The sequence below is a fragment of the Rhodococcus sp. SGAir0479 genome, from assembly GCF_005484805.1.
Lineage (GTDB): Bacteria > Actinomycetota > Actinomycetes > Mycobacteriales > Mycobacteriaceae > Prescottella.
Genome location: NZ_CP039432.1, coordinates 2,272,223 through 2,290,837 on the forward strand (window position 1 = coordinate 2,272,223; position 18,615 = coordinate 2,290,837).

Consider the following 18,615-nt stretch of genomic DNA (forward strand, 5'->3'; position numbering starts at 1 on the left):
ATTCTTGGATCGTCCGTCGGATCCGGTACAAGAACCGCCCAAGAGGGCTCGACCATCGTTTCGTCCACGCCGCGAAGGCGCCGACGAAAGGAAGTTCGATGGAGCTCCAGACCCCGACAATCGACGCGGCGATCGAGTCGTTGCGGCCACGTCTCACCGGCTCGGTCGCCCTGCCGGGCGAACCCGGATACGAGTTGGCGACGCCGTGGAACCTCTCGATTCCGGTGACGCCGCGCGCCGTGGTCGCCGTGGCGGACGCCGACGACGTCGCGGCGACCGTGCGGTTCGCCGCCGAGCACGGGCTCCGGGTTGCGGTGCAGCGCACCGGCCACGGCGCCGTGCCCCTGGACGGGGACGTGCTGCTGGTGCACACCGGACGGCTGAACGAGTGCGTCGTCGACCCGGACTCCCGCACCGCGCGCGTCGGGTCGGGCGCGATCTGGCAGGACGTCCTGGCCGCGGCCGCCCCGCACGACCTGGCCCCGCTGGCCGGCTCGTCCGCGACGGTCGGAGTGGCCGGCTTCCTCACCGGAGCGGGCATCGGCCCGCTGGTGCGGACCTACGGGCTGTCCTCCGACCACGTGCGCTCGTTCGACATCGTCACCGGGGACGGCGAGCGGCTGCACGTCACCCCCGACCGGCACGCCGAGCTGTTCTGGGGCCTGCGTGGCGGCAAGGCGACACTCGGGATCGTGACGGCGGTGGAGATCGAGCTGCTGCCGATCAGCCGGATCCACGGCGGCGCCCTCTACTTCGACGGTGCGGATGCGGCCGCCGTGGCCCACGCGTGGCTCGACTGGTGCCAGGACCTGCCCGAGCACAGCTCGACCTCGATCGCGTTCCTGCAGTTGCCACCGCTGCCGCAGATCCCGCCGCCGCTGGCGGGACGGCTGACACTCGCGGTCAGATTCGCCAGTGTCGCAGACACTTCCGAGGCCGACTCGCTGATCGCGCGCCTGCGCGCCGTGGCGACCCCGCTGATCGATGCCGTCGGCCCGATGCCGTACGCGGCGCTGTCGGCGATCCACGCCGATCCGGTGGACCCGATGCCGACGCACGAGCTCAGCGCGCTCACCGGCGCCCTGACCCACGAGGCCGTCGACGCGTTGCTCGCGGTCGCCGGTCCCGGCTCCGGGTCGCCGCAGACGGTGATCGAGCTCCGGTTGCTCGGCGGCGCGCTGGCCCGCGAACCGCGGCACCGCAGCGCCTTCTGCCATCGCGACGCCGCGTTCGGGCTGATGGTCGCGGGAGTGTCCGCCCCACCCCTCGCCCGGCCGGTCCCCGAGCACGCGCACGTCGTCGTGCGGTCGCTGGCGCCCTGGGCCACCGGGGGCGCGCTGCCGAACTTCTCCGCCAGTGCCGATCCGGCGCGGATCGCCCAGTGCTACGACGAGGACACCCGGCACTGGCTCGGTGCGCTGGCCGACCGGCACGACCCGCGCGGGGTCCTGCGCGTCGGTCAGGTGGTCCGCACCCCGTCGTGACGGCGGGCGGGGGTCGGTGCGATTCGTTCCGTCCGCCGTACCGGCCCCCGGGGCGCACCCGCTGTGCCAGGATCGACGAATGCTGGATCATGTGGGTATCCAATGCGCCGACGTCGAGTCCGCTGCCACCTTCTACGACGCCGTGCTCGCTCCGCTCGGCGGAAAGCGACTCGTGGAGCCCGCCCCCGGCGTCATCGGATACGGGGCGCCGCCGCACCCGGACTTCTGGATCAGTCCGCTGGTGCCCGCCGACGCGGGCTTCCGCGAGAACCACATCGCGTTCTCCGCCGAGTCGCGCGCCGCGGTCGACGCGTTCTTCGCCGCTGCCGTCGAGAGGGGCGCCGAGGTGCTGCACGAGCCGCGCGAGTGGCCGGAGTACCACCCCGGCTACTACGGCGCGTTCGTGCGCGATCCGGACGGCAACAACGTCGAGGCCGTCTGCCACCGTCCCGCCTAGCCGCCCCGCGTCAGTACCGGCGCCGCAGCAACCGTTCCGCGTCGGCCGCGATGGTGCGCACCACCTCGCCCGCCGGACGTTCCGAGGTGACCAGGCCGGCCGCCTCGCCCGCGTACACGACCCCCTGTCGGGGGTCGGCGGGATCGTAAGCGGCCGCGAGGGTGTCGTTGTCCGCGCCCTGCCCGTGCCACTTGTCGGTGTAGTCGTTCGTGAGCGCCCGCCCACCCCAGCGGGCGGGCCACGGCTGGTCCCGGGCCTGGTCGAAGATCGACGTGTACACCGTGTCGGCACTGCCCGCGTCGATCAGCCGAGCCCGCGCGTACTCCGGTCCGACCGTTTCCGGGCTGGCCAGCAGCGCGGTGCCGATCATCGCGCCGTCCGCACCGGCCGCGAGCACGGCCGCCAGGCCCCGGCCGGTCCCGATGCCGCCGGCCGCGAGCACGGGCAGGTCCGTCGCGTCCAGCACCTCCTGCAGCAGCGGCAGCGTGCCGATGCGTCCGGTGTGACCGCCCGCCTCACCGCCCTGCGCGATGACGACGTCGACGCCGGCCCGCTCGACGACCCGCAGGTCCTCGATCGTGTTGATCTGGGAGACGGCCAGCGCCCCGGCCGCGTGCACCCGCTCGACGTAGGGTGCCGGGTCCCCGAACGACAGCGACACCACGCGCGGCTTCTCGGCGAGCGCAGCGTCGAGCAGAGTGTCGTCGGCGTCCAGTGACCACGTCATCAGGCCGACGCCGAGCAGCCCGCCCCCGATCTCGCGGGCGACCGCCGATTCCTCGGCGATCCACTCGGGGGTGGCGTACCGGGCGGCACCGAGCAGCCCCAGACCGCCGGCGCGGGTCACCTCACCGGCGAGCCGGCCACCGGCCCGCCCGCCCATGGGGGCACCGAAGACCGGCACCTCCAGCCCGAGCTCGCGGGTCAACCAGGTGCCGATCATCGAGTGTCCTCCTACTTGCCCTTGGGCTTGTCCGCCACCGACTCGTTCGACAACGCAGCAACGAAGGCTTCCTGCGGAACCTCGACCCGACCGATGGTCTTCATCCGCTTCTTGCCCTCCTTCTGCTTCTCGAGCAGCTTGCGCTTACGGGAGATGTCGCCGCCGTAGCACTTCGCGAGCACGTCCTTGCGGATGGCCCGGATGTTCTCTCGCGCAATGATCTTCGATCCGATCGCGGCCTGGATCGGCACCTCGAACTGCTGGCGCGGGATCAGCTCGCGAAGCTTGGTGGTCATCTTGTTGCCGTAGGCGAACGCGGCGTCCTTGTGCACGATCGCGCTGAACGCGTCGACGGTCTCACCCTGGAGCAGGATGTCCACCTTCACCAGCGCGGCCTGCTGCTCGCCGGCCTCCTCGTAGTCGAGGCTCGCGTAGCCCTTGGTCCGCGACTTGAGAGCGTCGAAGAAGTCGAACATGATCTCGCCCATCGGCAGCGTGTAGCGCAACTCGACGCGGGTCTCCGACAGGTAGTCCATGCCACCGAGTTCGCCGCGGCGAGACTGGCACAGCTCCATGATCGCACCGGTGTACTCGCTCGGGGCGATGACGGTGCACTTGGCCATCGGCTCGTACACCTCGCGCACCTTGCCCTCCGGCCAGTAGGACGGATTGGTCACCTCGTGCTCGGTGCCGTCCTCCATCACCACTCGGTACACCACGTTGGGCGCGGTGGAGATCAGGTCGAGACCGAACTCCCGCTCGAGCCGGTCCCGGGTGATCTCCATGTGCAGCAGACCGAGGAAGCCACAACGGAATCCGAAACCGAGGGCCACCGAGGTCTCCGGCTCGTAGGCCAGGGCCGCGTCGTTGAGCCGCAGCTTGTCCAGCGCGTCGCGCAGCACCGGGTAGTCGGAACCGTCCATCGGGTACAGACCGGAGTAGACCATCGGCTTGGGGTCGCGGTAACCGGTCAACGGCTCTTCCGCACCGTTACGGAAGGTGGTGACCGTGTCGCCGACCCGCGACTGGCGCACGTCCTTGACGCCGGTGATCAGGTAACCGACCTCGCCGACGCCCAGGCCGGTGGCGGCCTTGGGCTCGGGCGAGATGATTCCCACCTCGAGCAACTCGTGCGTCGTCCCGGTCGACATCATCGTGATCTTCTCGCGGGGGCGGATCTTGCCGTCCACCACACGCACGTAGGTCACGACGCCGCGGTACGCGTCGTACACGGAGTCGAAGATCATCGCGCGGGCCGGACCGTCCGCGTCGCCCACGGGCGCGGGCACCTGCTTGACGACCTCGTCGAGCAGTTCCTTCACGCCGACACCGGTCTTGCCGGACACCCGCAGCACGTCCTCCGGCTCGCAGCCGACGATGTGCGCGATCTCGGCGGCGTACCGCTCCGGGTCCGCGGCGGGCAGGTCGATCTTGTTGAGCACCGGGATGATGGTGAGGTCCTTCTCCATCGCCAGGTACAGGTTGGCCAGCGTCTGCGCCTCGATGCCCTGGGCGGCGTCGACCAGCAGCACCGCGCCCTCGCAGGCCTCGAGCGCGCGGGAGACCTCGTACGTGAAGTCGACGTGACCGGGCGTGTCGATCAGGTGCAGGACGATCTCTTCGGTCGTGCCGTCCTCGTTCTCGACCGTCCACGGCAGCCGCACGTTCTGCGCCTTGATGGTGATGCCGCGCTCGCGCTCGATGTCCATGCGGTCGAGATACTGCGCGCGCATCGCGCGCTCCTCGACGACGCCGGTGAGCTGCAGCATCCGGTCGGCGAGCGTCGACTTGCCGTGGTCGATGTGCGCGATGATGCAGAAGTTCCGGATCTTCGACGGATCCGTGAACGTCTTCTCCGCAAAGTTGCTGCTCAAGCCCTATTCCCTCGTCTCACTCGCGCGCCGGCATCGGCCCGGTTCGGTCGCCCGTCCCGCACTGGTCCCGCACCAGGATCGCATCGACCGCGTCCCGTGCCCACCCATCATCCCCTGCACGCGGGTGGGCGTACACATCGAGGGTGGCCCGCGTCCGCGCGAGCCGAGAAGCTCGAGCCCGGCGCCACTAAGCTCGGACCCCATGGCGAGCACGTGGGGCAGCATCGGCAGAAAGCTCGGCAAGTACGCCGTCCGGCAGGGACCGAAGTTGCTCCGGCAACTGCAGGAGACCGAGCCGGTCAAGCGGGCTGCCGAGGCGTTGACCGGCCCACCGCAGCATCCGGTCCCGCAGGGCCGTCCGGTCTCGCGGACGTCGGTGCCGACCGCGCACCGGGCCCGCCGGATCGATTACGCCCCCGCACTGGACGGGCGCGCCGATCCGGGCGAGATCGTGTGGACCTGGGTCGCCTACGAGGAGGACCCCCGCCAGGGCAAGGACCGACCGGTCCTCGTCGTCGGCCGGGACGGCAGCACGCTGCTGGGCCTGATGTTGTCGTCCAACAGCGACCGCGGCGACGACCGGAACTGGCTCGCGCTCGGCGCCGGGCAGTGGGACGCGGACGGGCGCCCCAGCTGGGTGCGGCTCGACCGGGTGCTCGAGGTCCCCGAGGCGGGCATCCGCCGCGAGGGCGCAATCCTCGAGCGGGGCCGCTTCGACGCCGTCGCGGCCCGACTGCGCTCCGACTACAGCTGGCACTGATCCCCGAGCGTCAGTCCTTCAGCCGGTTGTAGCGACCGAACAGCGCCCGGTAGATCAGCGCGCCCACGGCGCCGCCGATGAGCGGGAACACGATGAACAGCCACACCTGGCCCATCGCACCGTCCTGATACGGGGCGACGGCGAAGCTGCGGGCCGGGTTCACCGACGTGTTGTCGATCGGAATCGCGACGAGGTGGAGCACCGCGAGCGTGAAGCCGATGGAAATGCCCGCGAGCGGAATGTCGGACAGCTGATCCGTCGACGCGAGCACCACGAACACCAGGATGGCGGTGAGGATGATCTCGACGGTCATGGCCGCACCGATCCCGTAGCCCGGCTCGACCAGCTTGCCCAGCGGCCCGGTCTCCGCCGACGGGCTGTGCACGCCCCAGCCGTTCGCCGCCAGCCCGTCGGTCTCGCGGTCGTAGCTCGGCAGACTCCGGGCGATCGCGAACACCGCGAGACCTGCGAGGAGACCGCCGACGACCTGCGCCGCGACGTAGATCAGCGCCCGCACGGCGGACATCTGACCGACGATGAAATGCCCGAGGGTGACGGCCGGATTGACGTGGCAGCCGGAGATCGGGCCAATCGAGTACACGAGGAACAGGAGCGTCAGACCGAAGGCGAGCGCGATGCCGAGCTGACCCACCTTCCCCCCGGAGAACACGGCCGTGCCGATCGCCGAGAAGACGAGCACGAAGGTGCCGACTCCCTCGGCGAGGTACTTCGCGAGGTCCGAAATCGGTTCCTTCTCCGCAATTTCCTGCGCTGTCGACATACACCCGCCCTCCGATCCCACCACTGCCTGAGGTGACGGACCGGACTTTACGAACAAGCTGGTCTGCTTTCGGCCGAAACCGGGGACAGTGATTTCGAATCGAGACCCGCCGGATGCGCCGCAATCGCCACGAGCGTGGCCCCGGCGGCGACCGCGAACTCCCGGGCCGTTAGGGTTGCACGAGCCCTGGACGGCCTCCGGTTTGAGAACACCACACGGGTACTGGTAGTGTCGTCGGTCGGCACACACGTGTGCCCAGAGCTTTCCGACAGAAACCAAAGACGACAGGATTTTACGCGTGGCCAACATCAAGTCCCAGGTGAAGCGGATCCGCACCAACGAGCGCAACCGACTCCGCAACCAGTCGGTCAAGTCCTCGCTGCGTACGGCGATCCGTTCCTTCCGCGAGGCCGCGGCAGCCGGTGACAAGGACAAGGCCAACGAGCTCCTCGTCGCCACCAGCCGCAAGCTCGACAAGGCAGCCGGCAAGGGCGTCATTCACGCCAACCAGGCCGCCAACAAGAAGTCGGCGCTCGCGAAGGTCGCCAACTCCATCTGACAAACTTCCGACGGTTACACCGTCGCAAGTTTCTGACGGTTACACCGTCGCAAGCTCTGTAGAAGTAGCCCCCGATCACCTGATCGGGGGCTATTTCTTGCTGTGCGCCTTTCGCCTTCGGGCGCTGGAGTCGCGCGAGCGCAGCCACCACCGCTGCCCTTCTGGGTATGCCCCCTCAGCGGCCGCCGTGCAGACCCGCGACGCGCTGCACTGCCCACTCGACCGCGTAGTCGGCGTCGGCGGCCTGTCCCTTCACGTCCGCATTGAGCTTCGCGACCACCTGGAGCGCCTCGCCGATGGACGCGGGGTCCCAGCCCCGCGCCTGTCCCTGCGCCTTCTTGATCTTCCAGGGCGGCATGCCCAGCTCGGACGCCATCCGGAACGGGTCGCCCCGGCCGGCCGATCCGACCCGCGCGATGGTGTGCACCGCGTCGGCGAGGGCATCGGCGAGCAACACGTGCGCGACTCCGCGGTGCATGGCCCACCGCAACGCCTCCATCGCGCCACGCCGGTCCCCCGTGACCGCCTTCTCGGCGACGTCGAAGCCCGACACCTCGGCCTTGCCCGAGTAGTACCGCTGCACGGCCCCCGCGTCGATCTTGCCGCCGGTGTCCGCGACCAGCTGCGAACACGCCGCCGCCAGCTCCCGCAGGTCGGACCCCACCGCCTCGACGACGAGCTCGATGACGTCGGGCGCGACTCGTACGCCGGCCGTGCGGAATTCGCCGCGCACGAAGTCGACGCGTTCGTTGGACTTCAGCTTGGCGCACTGGTGCACCGTGGCACCGGTCTTCTGCAGCACGCCCGCCATCGCTTTGGCACGGCCGGCGCCCGAATGCAACACCACCAGCACCACGCCCTCGGGCAGGTCCGCGGCGGCATCCTGGACCAGCGCGACGGCGTCCTTACCGGCCTCCGCGGCCGCCTCGAGCACGATCACCCGATCCTCCGCGAACAGCGACGGGCTCAGCAGCTCCGCCAGTTCGGGGGCGCTGGCGTCGCCCGCCCGCAACCGCGAGACGGGAATGTCGGCGCCGGAGGGACCGGCCGCCTTGCGCACCGCGCCGATCACCGATGCCACGGCCCGTTCGACCAGAAACTCCTCGTCACCAAGGACCAGATGGAGCGGATCGGGGCGCGTAGAGGAGCTCACCGGACGATGGTGCCATGGGAGCGGCCCACCACCGCAAGTGCCCCGGAGCCGGATCGGACCACCGCGACGTCCCCGTCCGTGTCGGTGCGCGCGATCACCGCGCCGCTGCCGCGGATCCGGTCGAGGATGCCGGGGTTGGGGTGCCCGAACGAGTTGTCGGCGCCCACGCTGACCACCACCAGCCGTGGCCGTACCGCCGCGAGGAATTCGGCTGCGGTGGTGCGTGATCCGTGGTGCGGCAGTTTGAGCACGTCCGCCTGCAGCGGCACACCCGAGCGGATGAGGGCACGCTGGCCCGCCACTTCGGTGTCCCCGGTCAACAGGATGGTGCCGGCAGTGGTGTGCGCCCGGATCACCAGCGAGGAGTCGTTGGCGGCGTCGTCGGCCTCGTCGGGGCTGCGCGGCGGCGGCACGAGCGGGCCCAGGATCTCGAGCCGGACGTCCCCGAGGACGACGTCCCGCCCCGGGGACAACCGGACCACCGCCACCCCGGCCCGGCGCGCTGCGGCCGAGACGAACCGGAACCCGCCCGCGGGCAGATCCGCCGGGCCGATCGCGACCGCCCCCACCGCCCGGCCGTCGAGCACGCCGTCGATGCCGCCGTAGTGGTCGGCGTGCAGGTGACTGACGATCAGCAGCGCGATCTCGTCGACGCCGAGGCGGCGCAGGCAACGGTCCATCGGTCCCGGCTCCGGGCCCGCGTCGATCACGACTGCCCGCCCGTCCCCCGTCGACAGCACCAGTCCGTCGCCCTGCCCGACGTCACACGCGACCAACGACCAGCCACCTGCGGGCCACCCGGGCGTGTACACCCGGGTCGGCACCCACACCAGCGCCGTCCCCAGCCCCAGCGCCAACAGCATTCGGCGCGACCAGCGGTACCGCACGGCCCATGCGACGGCCACGACGCCCACCGTGACGACGATCGCGCCCGCCGTCCCGGACGCGACCGTGAAGGTCCCTCCCGGGACCGCCGCAGCACGGTCGGCGACCTCGAGCAACCACCACAGCGGCGGCCCGGCCACCCGGACGACGAGCGCGGCCGCCGGCAGCCACACGACCGCGAGAACCGCGACCACGGCGCCGACCACGGTGATGGGCGCCACCGCCGGCGCGACGAGAATGTTCGCCGCGATCGACACGACACTGACCGTGCCGGACATCGCCGCCACCAACGGTGCGGTCACGACGAACGCGGCGACGGCCACGGCGCACATCTCGGCGAGCCAGCGCGGCCAGCCGCGCTCCCGCAGTCGGTCCACGAGGATCGGGGACACCACGACCAACCCGGCGGTCGCGGACACCGACAGCGCGAAGCCGAAATCGACCGCGAGCGCGGGCAACACCGCCAGCAGCACGATCACCGAGGCCGCGAGTGCCGGGACCGCCTGCTTGCGGCGACCGGTCACCAGGGCGAGCAACGCGACCGCACCCATCGCGGCGGCACGCAGCACGCTCGGGGACGGCCGCGCGACGACGACGAACGCCGCCAGCGCCACGGCCGCCAGCACCGCACCCGTGCGCGGGCCGAGCCCGACACCCCGCACGACCAGCAGAACCGCCCCCAGCAGGATCGAGACGTTGGCGCCGGACACTGCGGTCAGGTGAGTGAGTCCGGCGGCCGTGAACGCGTCCTTCGTCTCCGGTGCCAGTGCCGCGGTGTCCCCGACCACCAGCCCGGGCAACAGCCCCGCCTGGTCGGACGGCAGACCCGCCGCGGCGGCCGCCGCGAGCCGCGCCCGGACCGTGCCTGCCCAACGCTGCACCGTCGACGGCGGATCGACACGCACCGGGGGTCCCGTCGCCCGCACGGCGGCGACGGTGAGGTCGCTGCGCTCCGGTGGTGCGAGCCGGCCCCGCAGCGTCACCGTCTGTCCGGGCAGCAGGCCCGCCCAGGGCTCGCCCTCGGCGAACACCACCACGGACCCGCCCACCCCGACGCCCGTGTCCCGGGCCTCCACGCGCCGCAGCGACGCCCGCAGCAGGTACTGCTTCTCCCCGCCGAAGCCGCTGTTGCGCAGCAGTTTCGGGTCGTCGTCGAGGGACAGCGTCAGGGTGGCCGCGGCACGGGCCGCGGCCAACTCGGCGACGGGATGCGTGTCCGCCGCGTGAGCGCGGACTGCGACGGCCGCACCGAACCCGGCGCCGAGCAACAGCGCGGCGATCGCCGCGACGGCCGCGCCGACCGGGACCCCGGCGCGATGTCGACGCCAGGCGAGGACCGCGAGAACGGTGGCCGCGCCGACGGACCCGACCACACACCACACCGCGGGCCGCCATCCCGCGAGCATCCCGACGAGCGTCATCCCCCAACACGCCGCTGCGGACGGGACGAGACGCAGGTCCGGCGGGCCGTCCCGCTCCGTCACCGGGGCCCCCGGGGCCACCGGGGCGGCGCGGGTGTCACACGGTCACCAGTTCACGCAGCTTCGCCAGCCGGGCCGGGCCGATTCCGTCGACCTCCCCCAACTGTTCGACGTCGGTGAACTTGCCGTTGGACTGACGCCACGCCACGATCGCGGCGGCGGTGACCGGGCCCACCCCGGGCAACGCGTCCAAGTCGGCCTCCCCGGCGGCGTTCAGATTCACCTTGCCCGCCTTGCTGTTCGCGTCCGCGGGTACACCTGCACTGCCGACGGCTGCCGCGCCGGACCCGACGCGGGCACTGCCGACGGTCGTCGGTCCGCCGTCGGGGGCCACGGCCCCGACGAGGATCTGATCGCCGTCGTCGACGCGTTCGGCCATGTTCAGCCCGAGCACGTCCGCGCCGGGGCGCGGGCCGCCGGCGGCCGCGAGTGCGTCCGCGACCCGCGATCCCGGGGCGAGTCGCACCAGTCCGGCCCGGTCGACCAACCCGACGACGCTGACGACGAGTTCCTCGGCGGCAGCCGGCGGGCTCGTCTCGGCAGGCGTCCCCACTGCCCCCTCGGTCCCGGCGTCCGCCTCGTCGGCCGGGCGTACCTCGACGGCCGGCAGCGGTGGCACCGCCTGCGCGGTGGGTCGATCGCGCCACACCGTGAGCGCCGCGACGACGACCGCGACCAACCCCACCACCACGAGAACCACGACACCGCCGCGGCCCGGACTCCACCGCGCGGCCCGCCACCGGGACGAATCCGGCGCCCAGTCCGACCGATCCGCGTCGTCGTCCTCGCCCAACCAGCCCGGTGCCCAGTCCGATCCACCGTCCCCGCGGTCATCGGCGGTGTCGGGACGGTCCCTGCCTGCCGTCACCGGGGTCGGCGCCGCGAGCCGACTTCGCGCCCTCGCTCGATCGTGATCGGTACCCATGCCGCCGACCGTAGGGTCCGCATCCGTCGGAGAACGCGCCGTGAGCGGGCGCCGAGGAAAGTCTGTGGATCAGTCGGGGCCTGTGGACGAATCCTCGACGTCGGCCCCGCCGGGACACACGACGACGCCGACCGCACCGGGCCCGACATGGGTGCCGAGCACGCTCCCGATCTCGGTGACGACCAGTTCGCTGACCGCCGGGATCCGCTCCTTCAGTTGCGCCGCAACCTCGTCCGCCCGCTCGGGCGCGTGCGAATGGTGCACCGCGACGGCGACCGGTCCCGCCCCGGCCTGCTCGACCGCTGCGTCGACCAGCTTGGCGAGCGACTTGGTCGCGGTCCGCGTCTTCTCCCGCAGCACCAGTCTGCCGTCGACGACGTGCAGGACCGGCTTCATGGCGAGCGCGGTCCCGAGCAGGGCCGCGGCCGTGCCGATCCGGCCGCCGCGGCGGAGATGGTCGAGCCGGTCGACGACGATGAGCGTGCGTCCCCGAGCCGCGACCTCGACCGCCTTCTGGTACACCGCCTCGAGACTGCGCCCGGCGCGGGCGACCCGCGCCGCGGCGAGCGCCGGGAAGCCGAGACCCATTCCGGCCGAGGCGGAGTCGACCACCCGGACCTGCTCGCCCAATTCCTGCGCGGCCTGACGGCCGGCGTCCCACGTGCCGGACAGTTGCCGGGAGATGTGCACGGCGAGGACGCCGTCACCACCGCTGTCGGCGAGCGCCGCCGCATAGACGTCGACGAGCTCCCCGCGGGACGCGCCGGACGTCGTCACTCCCGACAGCCCGCGCGGCACCTCGTCGACGCCCTCCCGGTAGTCGCGGTCGTCGTGCAGCACGTGCAGCGGCACGACTCGGATGCCCATGCGGTCGACCAGTTCCGGCGACAGGCAGGACGAGGAGTCGGTCACGACGACGACAGGCACAGCTCTACCCTATTTCGATCCGCGGTGAGGTCGGCGTGCGCGCGTTCTTGACCGCGTCGACCATTGCCGCCGCGACCTCCTCGTGCGCCTGCCACCCCCAGTGGATGCCGTCGGGATTCGCATCGTCGGAGAAGACGTTCGCGCGCACCGCCTCCGCGAGGTCGACCATCGGTACGCCCTTGGCGGCCGACCAGGCGGCCAGCGCCCGCACCGCGGGTGCGCGGCCGGTGTGGACCCGCCCGTAGGCGTCACACCGGTGCACCGAGGGGTACGTGCCGATGACCGGCAGGTCCGGACGAATGGCTGCGAGCGCGTCGCGGCAGCTCTCGAGGTACTCGACCGACAGTTTCGGCGGCAGAGCGACCGGGCGGCCCAGCTTCGACAGCCGCGGCTGCAGCCACTGGTAGCCCGTGCGGACCACCCGCCGCAGTGCCGGCGGCCGAATGTACCGGAGCTGTTCGCGCAGGGCGGTCGGCAGCGGCGAGGGCAGCGAATCCATGCCGCCGACCGCGAACACGACGGCAGCGGCCCGCGGTACCGCCGCCCACACGCGCGGGTCCTGCGTGACCGCCCACCACGCGTCCCGGCTGGTCCAGCCGATGCGCGCGACCAGTTCCACCCGCCACCCGAGTTGGTTCGCGACGAGCGTCGGCCAGATCCGCGGATGATCGGCCGGCAGGCCTCCCTTGGGCCCGTAGTACGCCAGCGAATCGGCGATCACCAACAGCACGGGCCGGGTGTCGGCCGAGCCGTCGGAGGACGTCACGACGGCCGAGCCGTCAGAGGACGTCACGACGGCCGAGCCGTCAGAGGACATCACTGGCCACGCTCGCCGACGCGTTCCACACATCCAACCGCCATGCCGGTTCCGTTCCCTCCCCGTGTCCGCTGAGCTGTACCCAGCTGGTGTTGCCCAGTCCCCCCAGCACCGGCCACCGATCCGCCGGCAGGTCCAGTAGTCGCGCGGTGAGGGCGGCGATGAGACCGCCGTGGGCCACCAGCACCACGGGTTGGGGCCCCCATTGGTCGTAGCGTTCGAGCAGCTCCTGCACCAGGGGCAGGCTGCGCGCGGCGACGTCGACCCGGCTCTCGCCGCCGGGCGGCGCCCATGCGGCGTCGGTGCGCCACCGGACCCGCGCACCGGGCGACACCTCGTCGACGTCGGTGTGGGTGAGGCCCTGCCAGTCCCCGAGGTGCGTCTCGCGCAGGCGGCTGTCGGTCTCGACCGGCAGCCCCACGTGGTCCCCGAGCGCGAGCGCCGTGTCGTGGGCCCGGCGCAGGTCGGAGGAGACGATCGCGAACGGCCGCTGGTCGGCGAGCGCCTGGGCCGCGGTCTTCGCCTGCGCCCGGCCCAGGTCGGACAGGTCGGTGTCCAGCTGGCCCTGCATGCGGTTGGTGGCGTTGTACTCGGTCTGCCCGTGTCGCAGCAGGATCAGACGCCTGACCGCGGCTGCGCCCGCGGCCGCCGTCACAGCTCCGGCTCCCCCGCCTCGTCCGCCGGACCGTCGATCGGCAGCTGTCGCGGTTCGATTCCCTCGACCGGGACCTCCGGGCAGTCCTTCCACAGCCGGTCGAGGGCGTAGAAGTTGCGCTCGTCGGTGTGCTGGACGTGGATGACGATGTCGACGTAGTCGAGCAGCGCCCACCGGCCCTCACGGGTGCCCTCGCGGCGGACGGGCTTGTGCCCGGATTCCCGCAGCCGGTCCTCGATGTTCTCGACGATCGCGTTGACCTGGCGCTCGTTGGGCGCCGACGCGATGACGAAGCAGTCCGTGATGACGAGCTGCTCCGAGACGTCGAGCACCACCACATCGGAGGCCAACTTCTCGTCGGCCGCCAGGGCGGCGGTGCGTGCCATGGCGATGGCGTCGTTCGATGCGCTCACTCAGTGTTCTCCCGGTTCTGCTGATGTTGACGATTGTGCTGCTTCGGCGGCGACCTGTCGCGCCGGGACCGGCTCCGACATGGTCGCCGCGCCGTCGATGCGCTCGGCACCGGCGGGGCGGTACAGATTTCGTTTGCTGATGTACTGGACCACACCGTCCGGAACGAGGTACCAGACCGGGCGGTGCTCGGCCGCACGTAACCGGCATTCGGTGGACGAGATGGCCAGGGCGGGGATCTCGATGAGCGTGACGGCGTCGGCCGGCAGCTGGTCGAGGTAGCCGGCGAGGTGCTCGGTGTGCAACTCGTAGCCCGGACGGGAGACGCCGACGAACTTCGCGAGCGCGAACAGCTCCTCCCAGTCCTGCCACGACAGGATGCTCTCGAGGGCGTCGGCGCCGGTGATGAAGTACAGGTCGGCGTTGGGGTGCTGGGCGCGCAGGTCCCGCAGCGTGTCGACGGTGTAGGTGACCTTGTGACGGTCGATGTCGGCGCGGCTGACCGAGAAGCGCGGGTTGGACGCGGTGGCGATCACCGTCATCAGGTAGCGGTCCTCGGCGGGACTGACCTGCCGGTCGTCCTTCTGCCACGGTTGCCCGGTGGGCACGAAGACGACTTCGTCGAGGTCGAAGCGATCCGCGACCTCACTCGCGGCCACGAGGTGCCCGTGGTGGATCGGATCGAAGGTGCCGCCCATCACGCCCACACGGCGACGGGGGGTGACGGCTGTCTGCTGGTGCACGAGAATCCAGCTTACGGGCTGCCGCGCGGCGGTCGGTCACACAGGCAGCAAACCGGCGACCACCGCGGCGAGCTGCTGGGCGGACCGGCACTCGTGCATGTCGATCACTTCGTTGTAGACGAGAGCGGCCGAATCGCCCGTCCCCCACTGCTTACGCGGCTCCGGGTTGAGCCAGTGCGCGTGCTTGGCCACCGACACCAGGTGCTCGAGCGCAGCCAGCCCGGGATCGCGGTAGTTGTTGCGACCGTCACCGAGGACGAGCAGAGAACTTCTGCTCGTGATGCTGTGCGCATACCGTTCGGCGAACACGCCGAGGGAGTGCCCGTAGTCGGAGTGGCCGTCGTACGTGATGAGTTCGGCCTCCCGGATCATCCGGGACATCGCGACGCCGAGGTCCGAGCCGGTGTCGAAGAAACGGGTGACCTCGTCGGTGGTGTCGATGAACGCGAAGACACGCACCCGGGAGAACTGTTCGCGCAGCGCGTGCACCAGCAGCAGCGTGAAGTGGGAGAACCCGGCGACCGAACCGGAGACGTCGCACAGCAGCACCAGTTCGGGGCGCGCCGGCCGCGGCTTGCGCTGCACCAGATCGATCGGGACTCCACCCGTGGACATCGACTTGCGCAGCGTGCGCCGCAGATCGATGGCGCCGGCGCGGGACCGGCTCCGCCGCACCGCCAGGCGGCTCGCGAGCAGCCGGGCCAGCGGGGTGACCGAGCGTCGCAACGCCACCAGTTCGGAGTCCGAGGCTCGCAGGAAGTCGACTTCCTCGGCGAGCTTCGGCACGCCGTAGTTCGCGACACGTTCCTTCCCGACCTGTTCGGCCGTACGGCGCCTGGTCTCCTGTTCGACCATCTTGCGGAAGTCCATGATCCGCTGCATCGCGGCCCGCTCGGCGACCTCGGACGCGTAGTCCCCGCCCGGCTTCTCCTCACCCGGCCGGTTGCCGAGCAATCCGGACAGAATCTTGTCGAGCAGGCTGTCGGGCATCACGTTGCGCAGCGTCTGGTAGGCCGAGAACGACGGACCGTTGGCCGACTCGTACCTGCCCAGGACCTCCACCATCTGCGCGACCAGCGCTTCGAGTTGCTCGAGGGCCTCCGGCGATTCGTCGGAGAGCAGCTCGGCCAGCAGTTCCTGCAGCGCCGCGAGATCGATCTCGCCGTCGGGAGTGCGGGGCAGGGTCGGCCCCGATTCGGAGTCCTCGCCCCGGACCCCGATCGCCGCGGGGAACCACAGGTCGAACAGCGCGTCGAACGTGGCCCGGTGGGTGGGCCGACGCAGCAGCGAACAGGCGAGGCCCTCGCGCAGCGCCTCCCGGTCGAGGAAGTCGAGCACCGACAGCACCCGTCCGGCGTCGACGGTCTCGGACGGCCCGACGGCGATACCGCGCCGGCGCAGTGCCTCGACGAAGTCGACGAGATGTCCGGGGAGCCCGTGCGGCGCGGCCGGGCCACCCCGGCGACGGTTCGGTGGCGAGGTGACCATCGGCGGTGTCCTCTCAGTTGAGGCGCAACTCGGCGGCGGCGCGCTGCTGATCGGCGCGGTGCTTGAGGACGACGCCCATCGTCGCGCGCACCGCGTCGTCGTCGAGGGTGTCGAGCCCGAGCGCGAGCAGCGTCCGGCCCCAGTCGATGGTCTCGGACACCGACGGCACCTTCTTGAGCTGCATGCCGCGCAGCACGTTCACCGTCCGGACCAGCTGTTCGGCGATCGCCTCGGGCAGCTCCGGCACCCGGCTCGCGAGGATGCGGCGCTCGAGGTCGGCGTCCGGGAAGTCGAGGTGCAGGAACAGGCACCGGCGTTTGAGGGCCTCCGACAGCTCACGGGTCGCGTTGGAGGTGAGCACCGCGAACGGCTTGCGGGTGGCGGTGATCGTGCCGAGCTCGGGGATGGTCACCGCGAAGTCGCTGAGGACCTCGAGCAGCAGGCCCTCGATCTCGACGTCGGCCTTGTCGACCTCGTCCACCAGCAGCACTGTCGGGTCCTCCCGCCGGATGGCCGTCAACAGCGGCCGCGACAGCAGGAACTCCTCCGAGAACACGTCCTGCTTGGTCGCGTCCCAGCTGTGGCCGCCCCCGTGCCCGTCCCCCGTCGCTCCGCTCGCCCCGGTCTGGATGCGGAGAATCTGCTTGGCGTGGTTCCACTCGTAGAGCGCGCGCGACTCGTCGACACCCTCGTAGCACTGCAGCCGCACCAGCTCTGCTCCCGACGTCTGCGCGACGGCCCGCGACAGCTCGGTCTTGCCGACACCCGCCGGGCCCTCGATGAGCAGCGGCTTGCCCAGGCGGTCGGCGAGGAACACCGCGGTCGCGGTCGCCTTGTCGGCGAGGTAACCGGTCTCGGCGAGACGCTCGCTGACGTCGTCGACGCTCGCGAACAACGGCGGTGCAGTCGGCAGGGCGCGGTCCACACTCGCTCCTTTCGGGCCGTCAGGCCGGTCGGGTATGACCGTCTCCCCAGACAGTCCACTTGGTCGAGGTGAGTTCCCCCAGCCCCATCGGGCCGCGAGCGTGCAGCTTCTGCGTGGAGATCCCGATCTCCGCACCGAACCCGAACTGTTCACCGTCCGTGAAGGCAGTCGAGGCGTTGACCATAACCGCGGCGGCATCCACCCGCGCGGTGAACTCGCGCGCCGCGGACAGATCGGACGTGACGATGGCCTCGGTGTGGCCGGTGCCGTAGCGGTCGATGTGATCGACGGCCGCGTCGATGCCGTCGACGACCTTGAGCGCGATGTCGAGGGTCAGGTACTCCTCGGACCAGTCGTCCTCGGTGGCCGGCACGAGCCCGGGCAGGTCCCCGTGCACGGTGACGCTGTGCATCTGCAGCGCCTGCAACAGCTGCGGGACGGCGGTGTCGGCGATCGCGGCGTCGACCAGCAGCGTCTCCACGGTGTTGCACACGCTGGGGCGGCGGGTCTTGGCGTTGATCACGATCTTCTCGGCCATCTCCAGGTCGGCCGCGGCGTGCACGTAGACGTGGCAGTTGCCGACACCGGTCTCGATCGTCGGCACCGTCGCGTCACGGACGACCGCATTGATCAACCCGGCTCCGCCGCGCGGAATGACGACGTCGACGAGCCCGCGGGCCTGGATCAGGTGAGTCACGCTCGAGCGGTCGGCACTGGGCAGCAGCTGCACCGCGTCGGCCGGCAGTCCTCGGTCGACGAGCGCGGCGCGCAGCACCTTCACCAGCGCGGCATTCGATTTGGCCGCCGACGACGACCCGCGCAGCAGCGCCGCGTTGCCCGACTTGAGGGCCAGACCGAACGCATCGACCGTGACGTTCGGGCGCGCCTCGTAGACCATGCCGACGACGCCGAGCGGCACCCGGACCTGACGAATCTCGAGACCGTTCGGGAGCGTCGAGCCGCGAATGATCTCGCCCACGGGGTCGGCCAGCCCGGCGACCTGCCGCAGCCCCGACGCGATGCCCTCGACACGCGCGGCGGTCAACCGCAGCCGGTCCAGCAGCGACTCCTCGGTGCCGGTGGCCCGGGCCGCCTCGATGTCCTCGGCGTTCGCGGCCAGGACCGCGTCGGTCGCGGCCAGCACGGCGTCGGCGGCCGCGTGGAGTGCGGCGTCCTTCTGCGCGGTGGTCAACAGCGCGAGCACACGGGACGCCACGCGCGCGCGGCGAGCGGCGTCGTGGACCTCCTGCCGGGTGTCCCCGGATTCGCTGGCGACCGGTGAAGTGTGCGTGGCGGCAGTCATGTGTACAGATTAGCGACCGACACAGGCGCATAATCGTTCTGCCC

18 protein-coding genes are annotated in these 18,615 nt (G+C 71.3%); 4 read left to right on the forward strand and 14 right to left on the reverse strand.

The features are described 5' to 3' along the window. Nucleotides 1-98: 98 nt before the first annotated feature. Together E7742_RS10625 and E7742_RS10630 are read left to right on the forward strand one after the other, a co-directional pair. Entirely contained in the window at nt 99-1,484 is a 1,386-nt protein-coding gene (locus E7742_RS10625; RefSeq protein ID WP_137798923.1) for an FAD-binding oxidoreductase, read from the forward strand. Nucleotides 1,485-1,563: 79 nt separating this feature from the next. Beyond that, the gene (locus tag E7742_RS10630) at nt 1,564-1,941 is read left to right on the forward strand and encodes a VOC family protein (RefSeq protein WP_137798924.1); all 378 of its coding nucleotides are present in this window, start codon (nt 1,564-1,566) and stop codon (nt 1,939-1,941) included. A gap of 10 nt (nt 1,942-1,951) precedes the next feature. Here E7742_RS10630 and E7742_RS10635 read toward each other — a convergent pair whose 3' ends face one another. Both E7742_RS10635 and lepA read right to left on the reverse strand, forming a co-directional pair. After that, entirely contained in the window at nt 1,952-2,884 is a 933-nt protein-coding gene (locus E7742_RS10635) for an NAD(P)H-dependent flavin oxidoreductase (RefSeq protein WP_137798925.1), read from the reverse strand. Nucleotides 2,885-2,895: 11 nt separating this feature from the next. Further along, nucleotides 2,896-4,758, reverse strand: coding sequence for a translation elongation factor 4 (lepA, locus tag E7742_RS10640; RefSeq protein ID WP_137798926.1), 1,863 nt, complete (start codon nt 4,756-4,758; stop codon nt 2,896-2,898). A gap of 202 nt (nt 4,759-4,960) precedes the next feature. Here lepA and E7742_RS10645 point away from each other — a divergent pair, with 202 nt between their 5' ends. Further along, complete coding sequence (locus E7742_RS10645) at nt 4,961-5,518, forward strand: type II toxin-antitoxin system PemK/MazF family toxin (RefSeq protein ID WP_137798927.1); 558 nt, start codon at nt 4,961-4,963, stop codon at nt 5,516-5,518. Nucleotides 5,519-5,528: 10 nt separating this feature from the next. Here the strand turns inward: E7742_RS10645 and E7742_RS10650 are convergent, their stop codons facing one another. Then, nucleotides 5,529-6,299, reverse strand: coding sequence for an aquaporin (locus E7742_RS10650; RefSeq protein ID WP_137798928.1), 771 nt, complete (start codon nt 6,297-6,299; stop codon nt 5,529-5,531). Nucleotides 6,300-6,597: 298 nt separating this feature from the next. On the opposite strand from E7742_RS10650, the gene rpsT reads away from it, so the two are divergent. Continuing rightward, complete coding sequence (gene rpsT, locus E7742_RS10655) at nt 6,598-6,858, forward strand: 30S ribosomal protein S20 (protein ID WP_137798929.1); 261 nt, start codon at nt 6,598-6,600, stop codon at nt 6,856-6,858. Between the two features lie 175 nt (nt 6,859-7,033). On the opposite strand, the gene holA is transcribed toward rpsT, so the two are convergent. The 11 genes from holA to E7742_RS10710 form a co-directional block, all read right to left on the reverse strand. Continuing rightward, nucleotides 7,034-8,011 carry a DNA polymerase III subunit delta gene (gene holA, locus E7742_RS10660; RefSeq protein WP_137798930.1) on the reverse strand — a complete coding sequence of 326 codons (978 nt, stop codon included), beginning with the start codon at nt 8,009-8,011 and terminating at the stop codon, nt 7,034-7,036. Next, nucleotides 8,008-10,380, reverse strand: a complete 2,373-nt coding sequence (locus E7742_RS10665) for a ComEC/Rec2 family competence protein (RefSeq protein ID WP_137798931.1) — start codon at nt 10,378-10,380, stop codon at nt 8,008-8,010. Before E7742_RS10665 ends, holA begins: the two co-directional genes overlap by 4 nt. A gap of 34 nt (nt 10,381-10,414) precedes the next feature. Then, nucleotides 10,415-11,302, reverse strand: coding sequence for a ComEA family DNA-binding protein (locus tag E7742_RS10670; RefSeq protein ID WP_137798932.1), 888 nt, complete (start codon nt 11,300-11,302; stop codon nt 10,415-10,417). Nucleotides 11,303-11,371: 69 nt separating this feature from the next. Continuing rightward, a complete protein-coding gene (locus tag E7742_RS10675) occupies nt 11,372-12,229 on the reverse strand; it encodes a DegV family protein (RefSeq protein ID WP_137798933.1) in 858 nt (285 codons plus the stop codon). A gap of 4 nt (nt 12,230-12,233) precedes the next feature. Then, nucleotides 12,234-12,995, reverse strand: a complete 762-nt coding sequence (octT, locus tag E7742_RS10680) for a diglucosylglycerate octanoyltransferase (RefSeq protein ID WP_137801148.1) — start codon at nt 12,993-12,995, stop codon at nt 12,234-12,236. Nucleotides 12,996-13,035: 40 nt separating this feature from the next. Next, complete coding sequence (locus E7742_RS10685; protein ID WP_137798934.1) at nt 13,036-13,701, reverse strand: histidine phosphatase family protein; 666 nt, start codon at nt 13,699-13,701, stop codon at nt 13,036-13,038. Beyond that, the gene (gene rsfS, locus E7742_RS10690; RefSeq protein WP_137798935.1) at nt 13,698-14,114 is read right to left on the reverse strand and encodes a ribosome silencing factor; all 417 of its coding nucleotides are present in this window, start codon (nt 14,112-14,114) and stop codon (nt 13,698-13,700) included. Before rsfS ends, E7742_RS10685 begins: the two co-directional genes overlap by 4 nt. Further along, on the reverse strand, nt 14,115-14,855 hold the full coding sequence (gene nadD, locus E7742_RS10695) for a nicotinate-nucleotide adenylyltransferase (RefSeq protein WP_302661129.1): 741 nt from the start codon (nt 14,853-14,855) through the stop codon (nt 14,115-14,117). Between the two features lie 36 nt (nt 14,856-14,891). Next, entirely contained in the window at nt 14,892-16,343 is a 1,452-nt protein-coding gene (locus tag E7742_RS10700) for a vWA domain-containing protein (RefSeq protein WP_137798936.1), read from the reverse strand. A gap of 13 nt (nt 16,344-16,356) precedes the next feature. Continuing rightward, nucleotides 16,357-17,268, reverse strand: a complete 912-nt coding sequence (locus E7742_RS10705) for an AAA family ATPase (protein ID WP_137798937.1) — start codon at nt 17,266-17,268, stop codon at nt 16,357-16,359. A 19-nt stretch (nt 17,269-17,287) separates the two neighbouring features. Then, complete coding sequence (locus E7742_RS10710; RefSeq protein ID WP_137798938.1) at nt 17,288-18,571, reverse strand: glutamate-5-semialdehyde dehydrogenase; 1,284 nt, start codon at nt 18,569-18,571, stop codon at nt 17,288-17,290. Between the last annotated feature and the right edge of the window lie 44 nt (nt 18,572-18,615).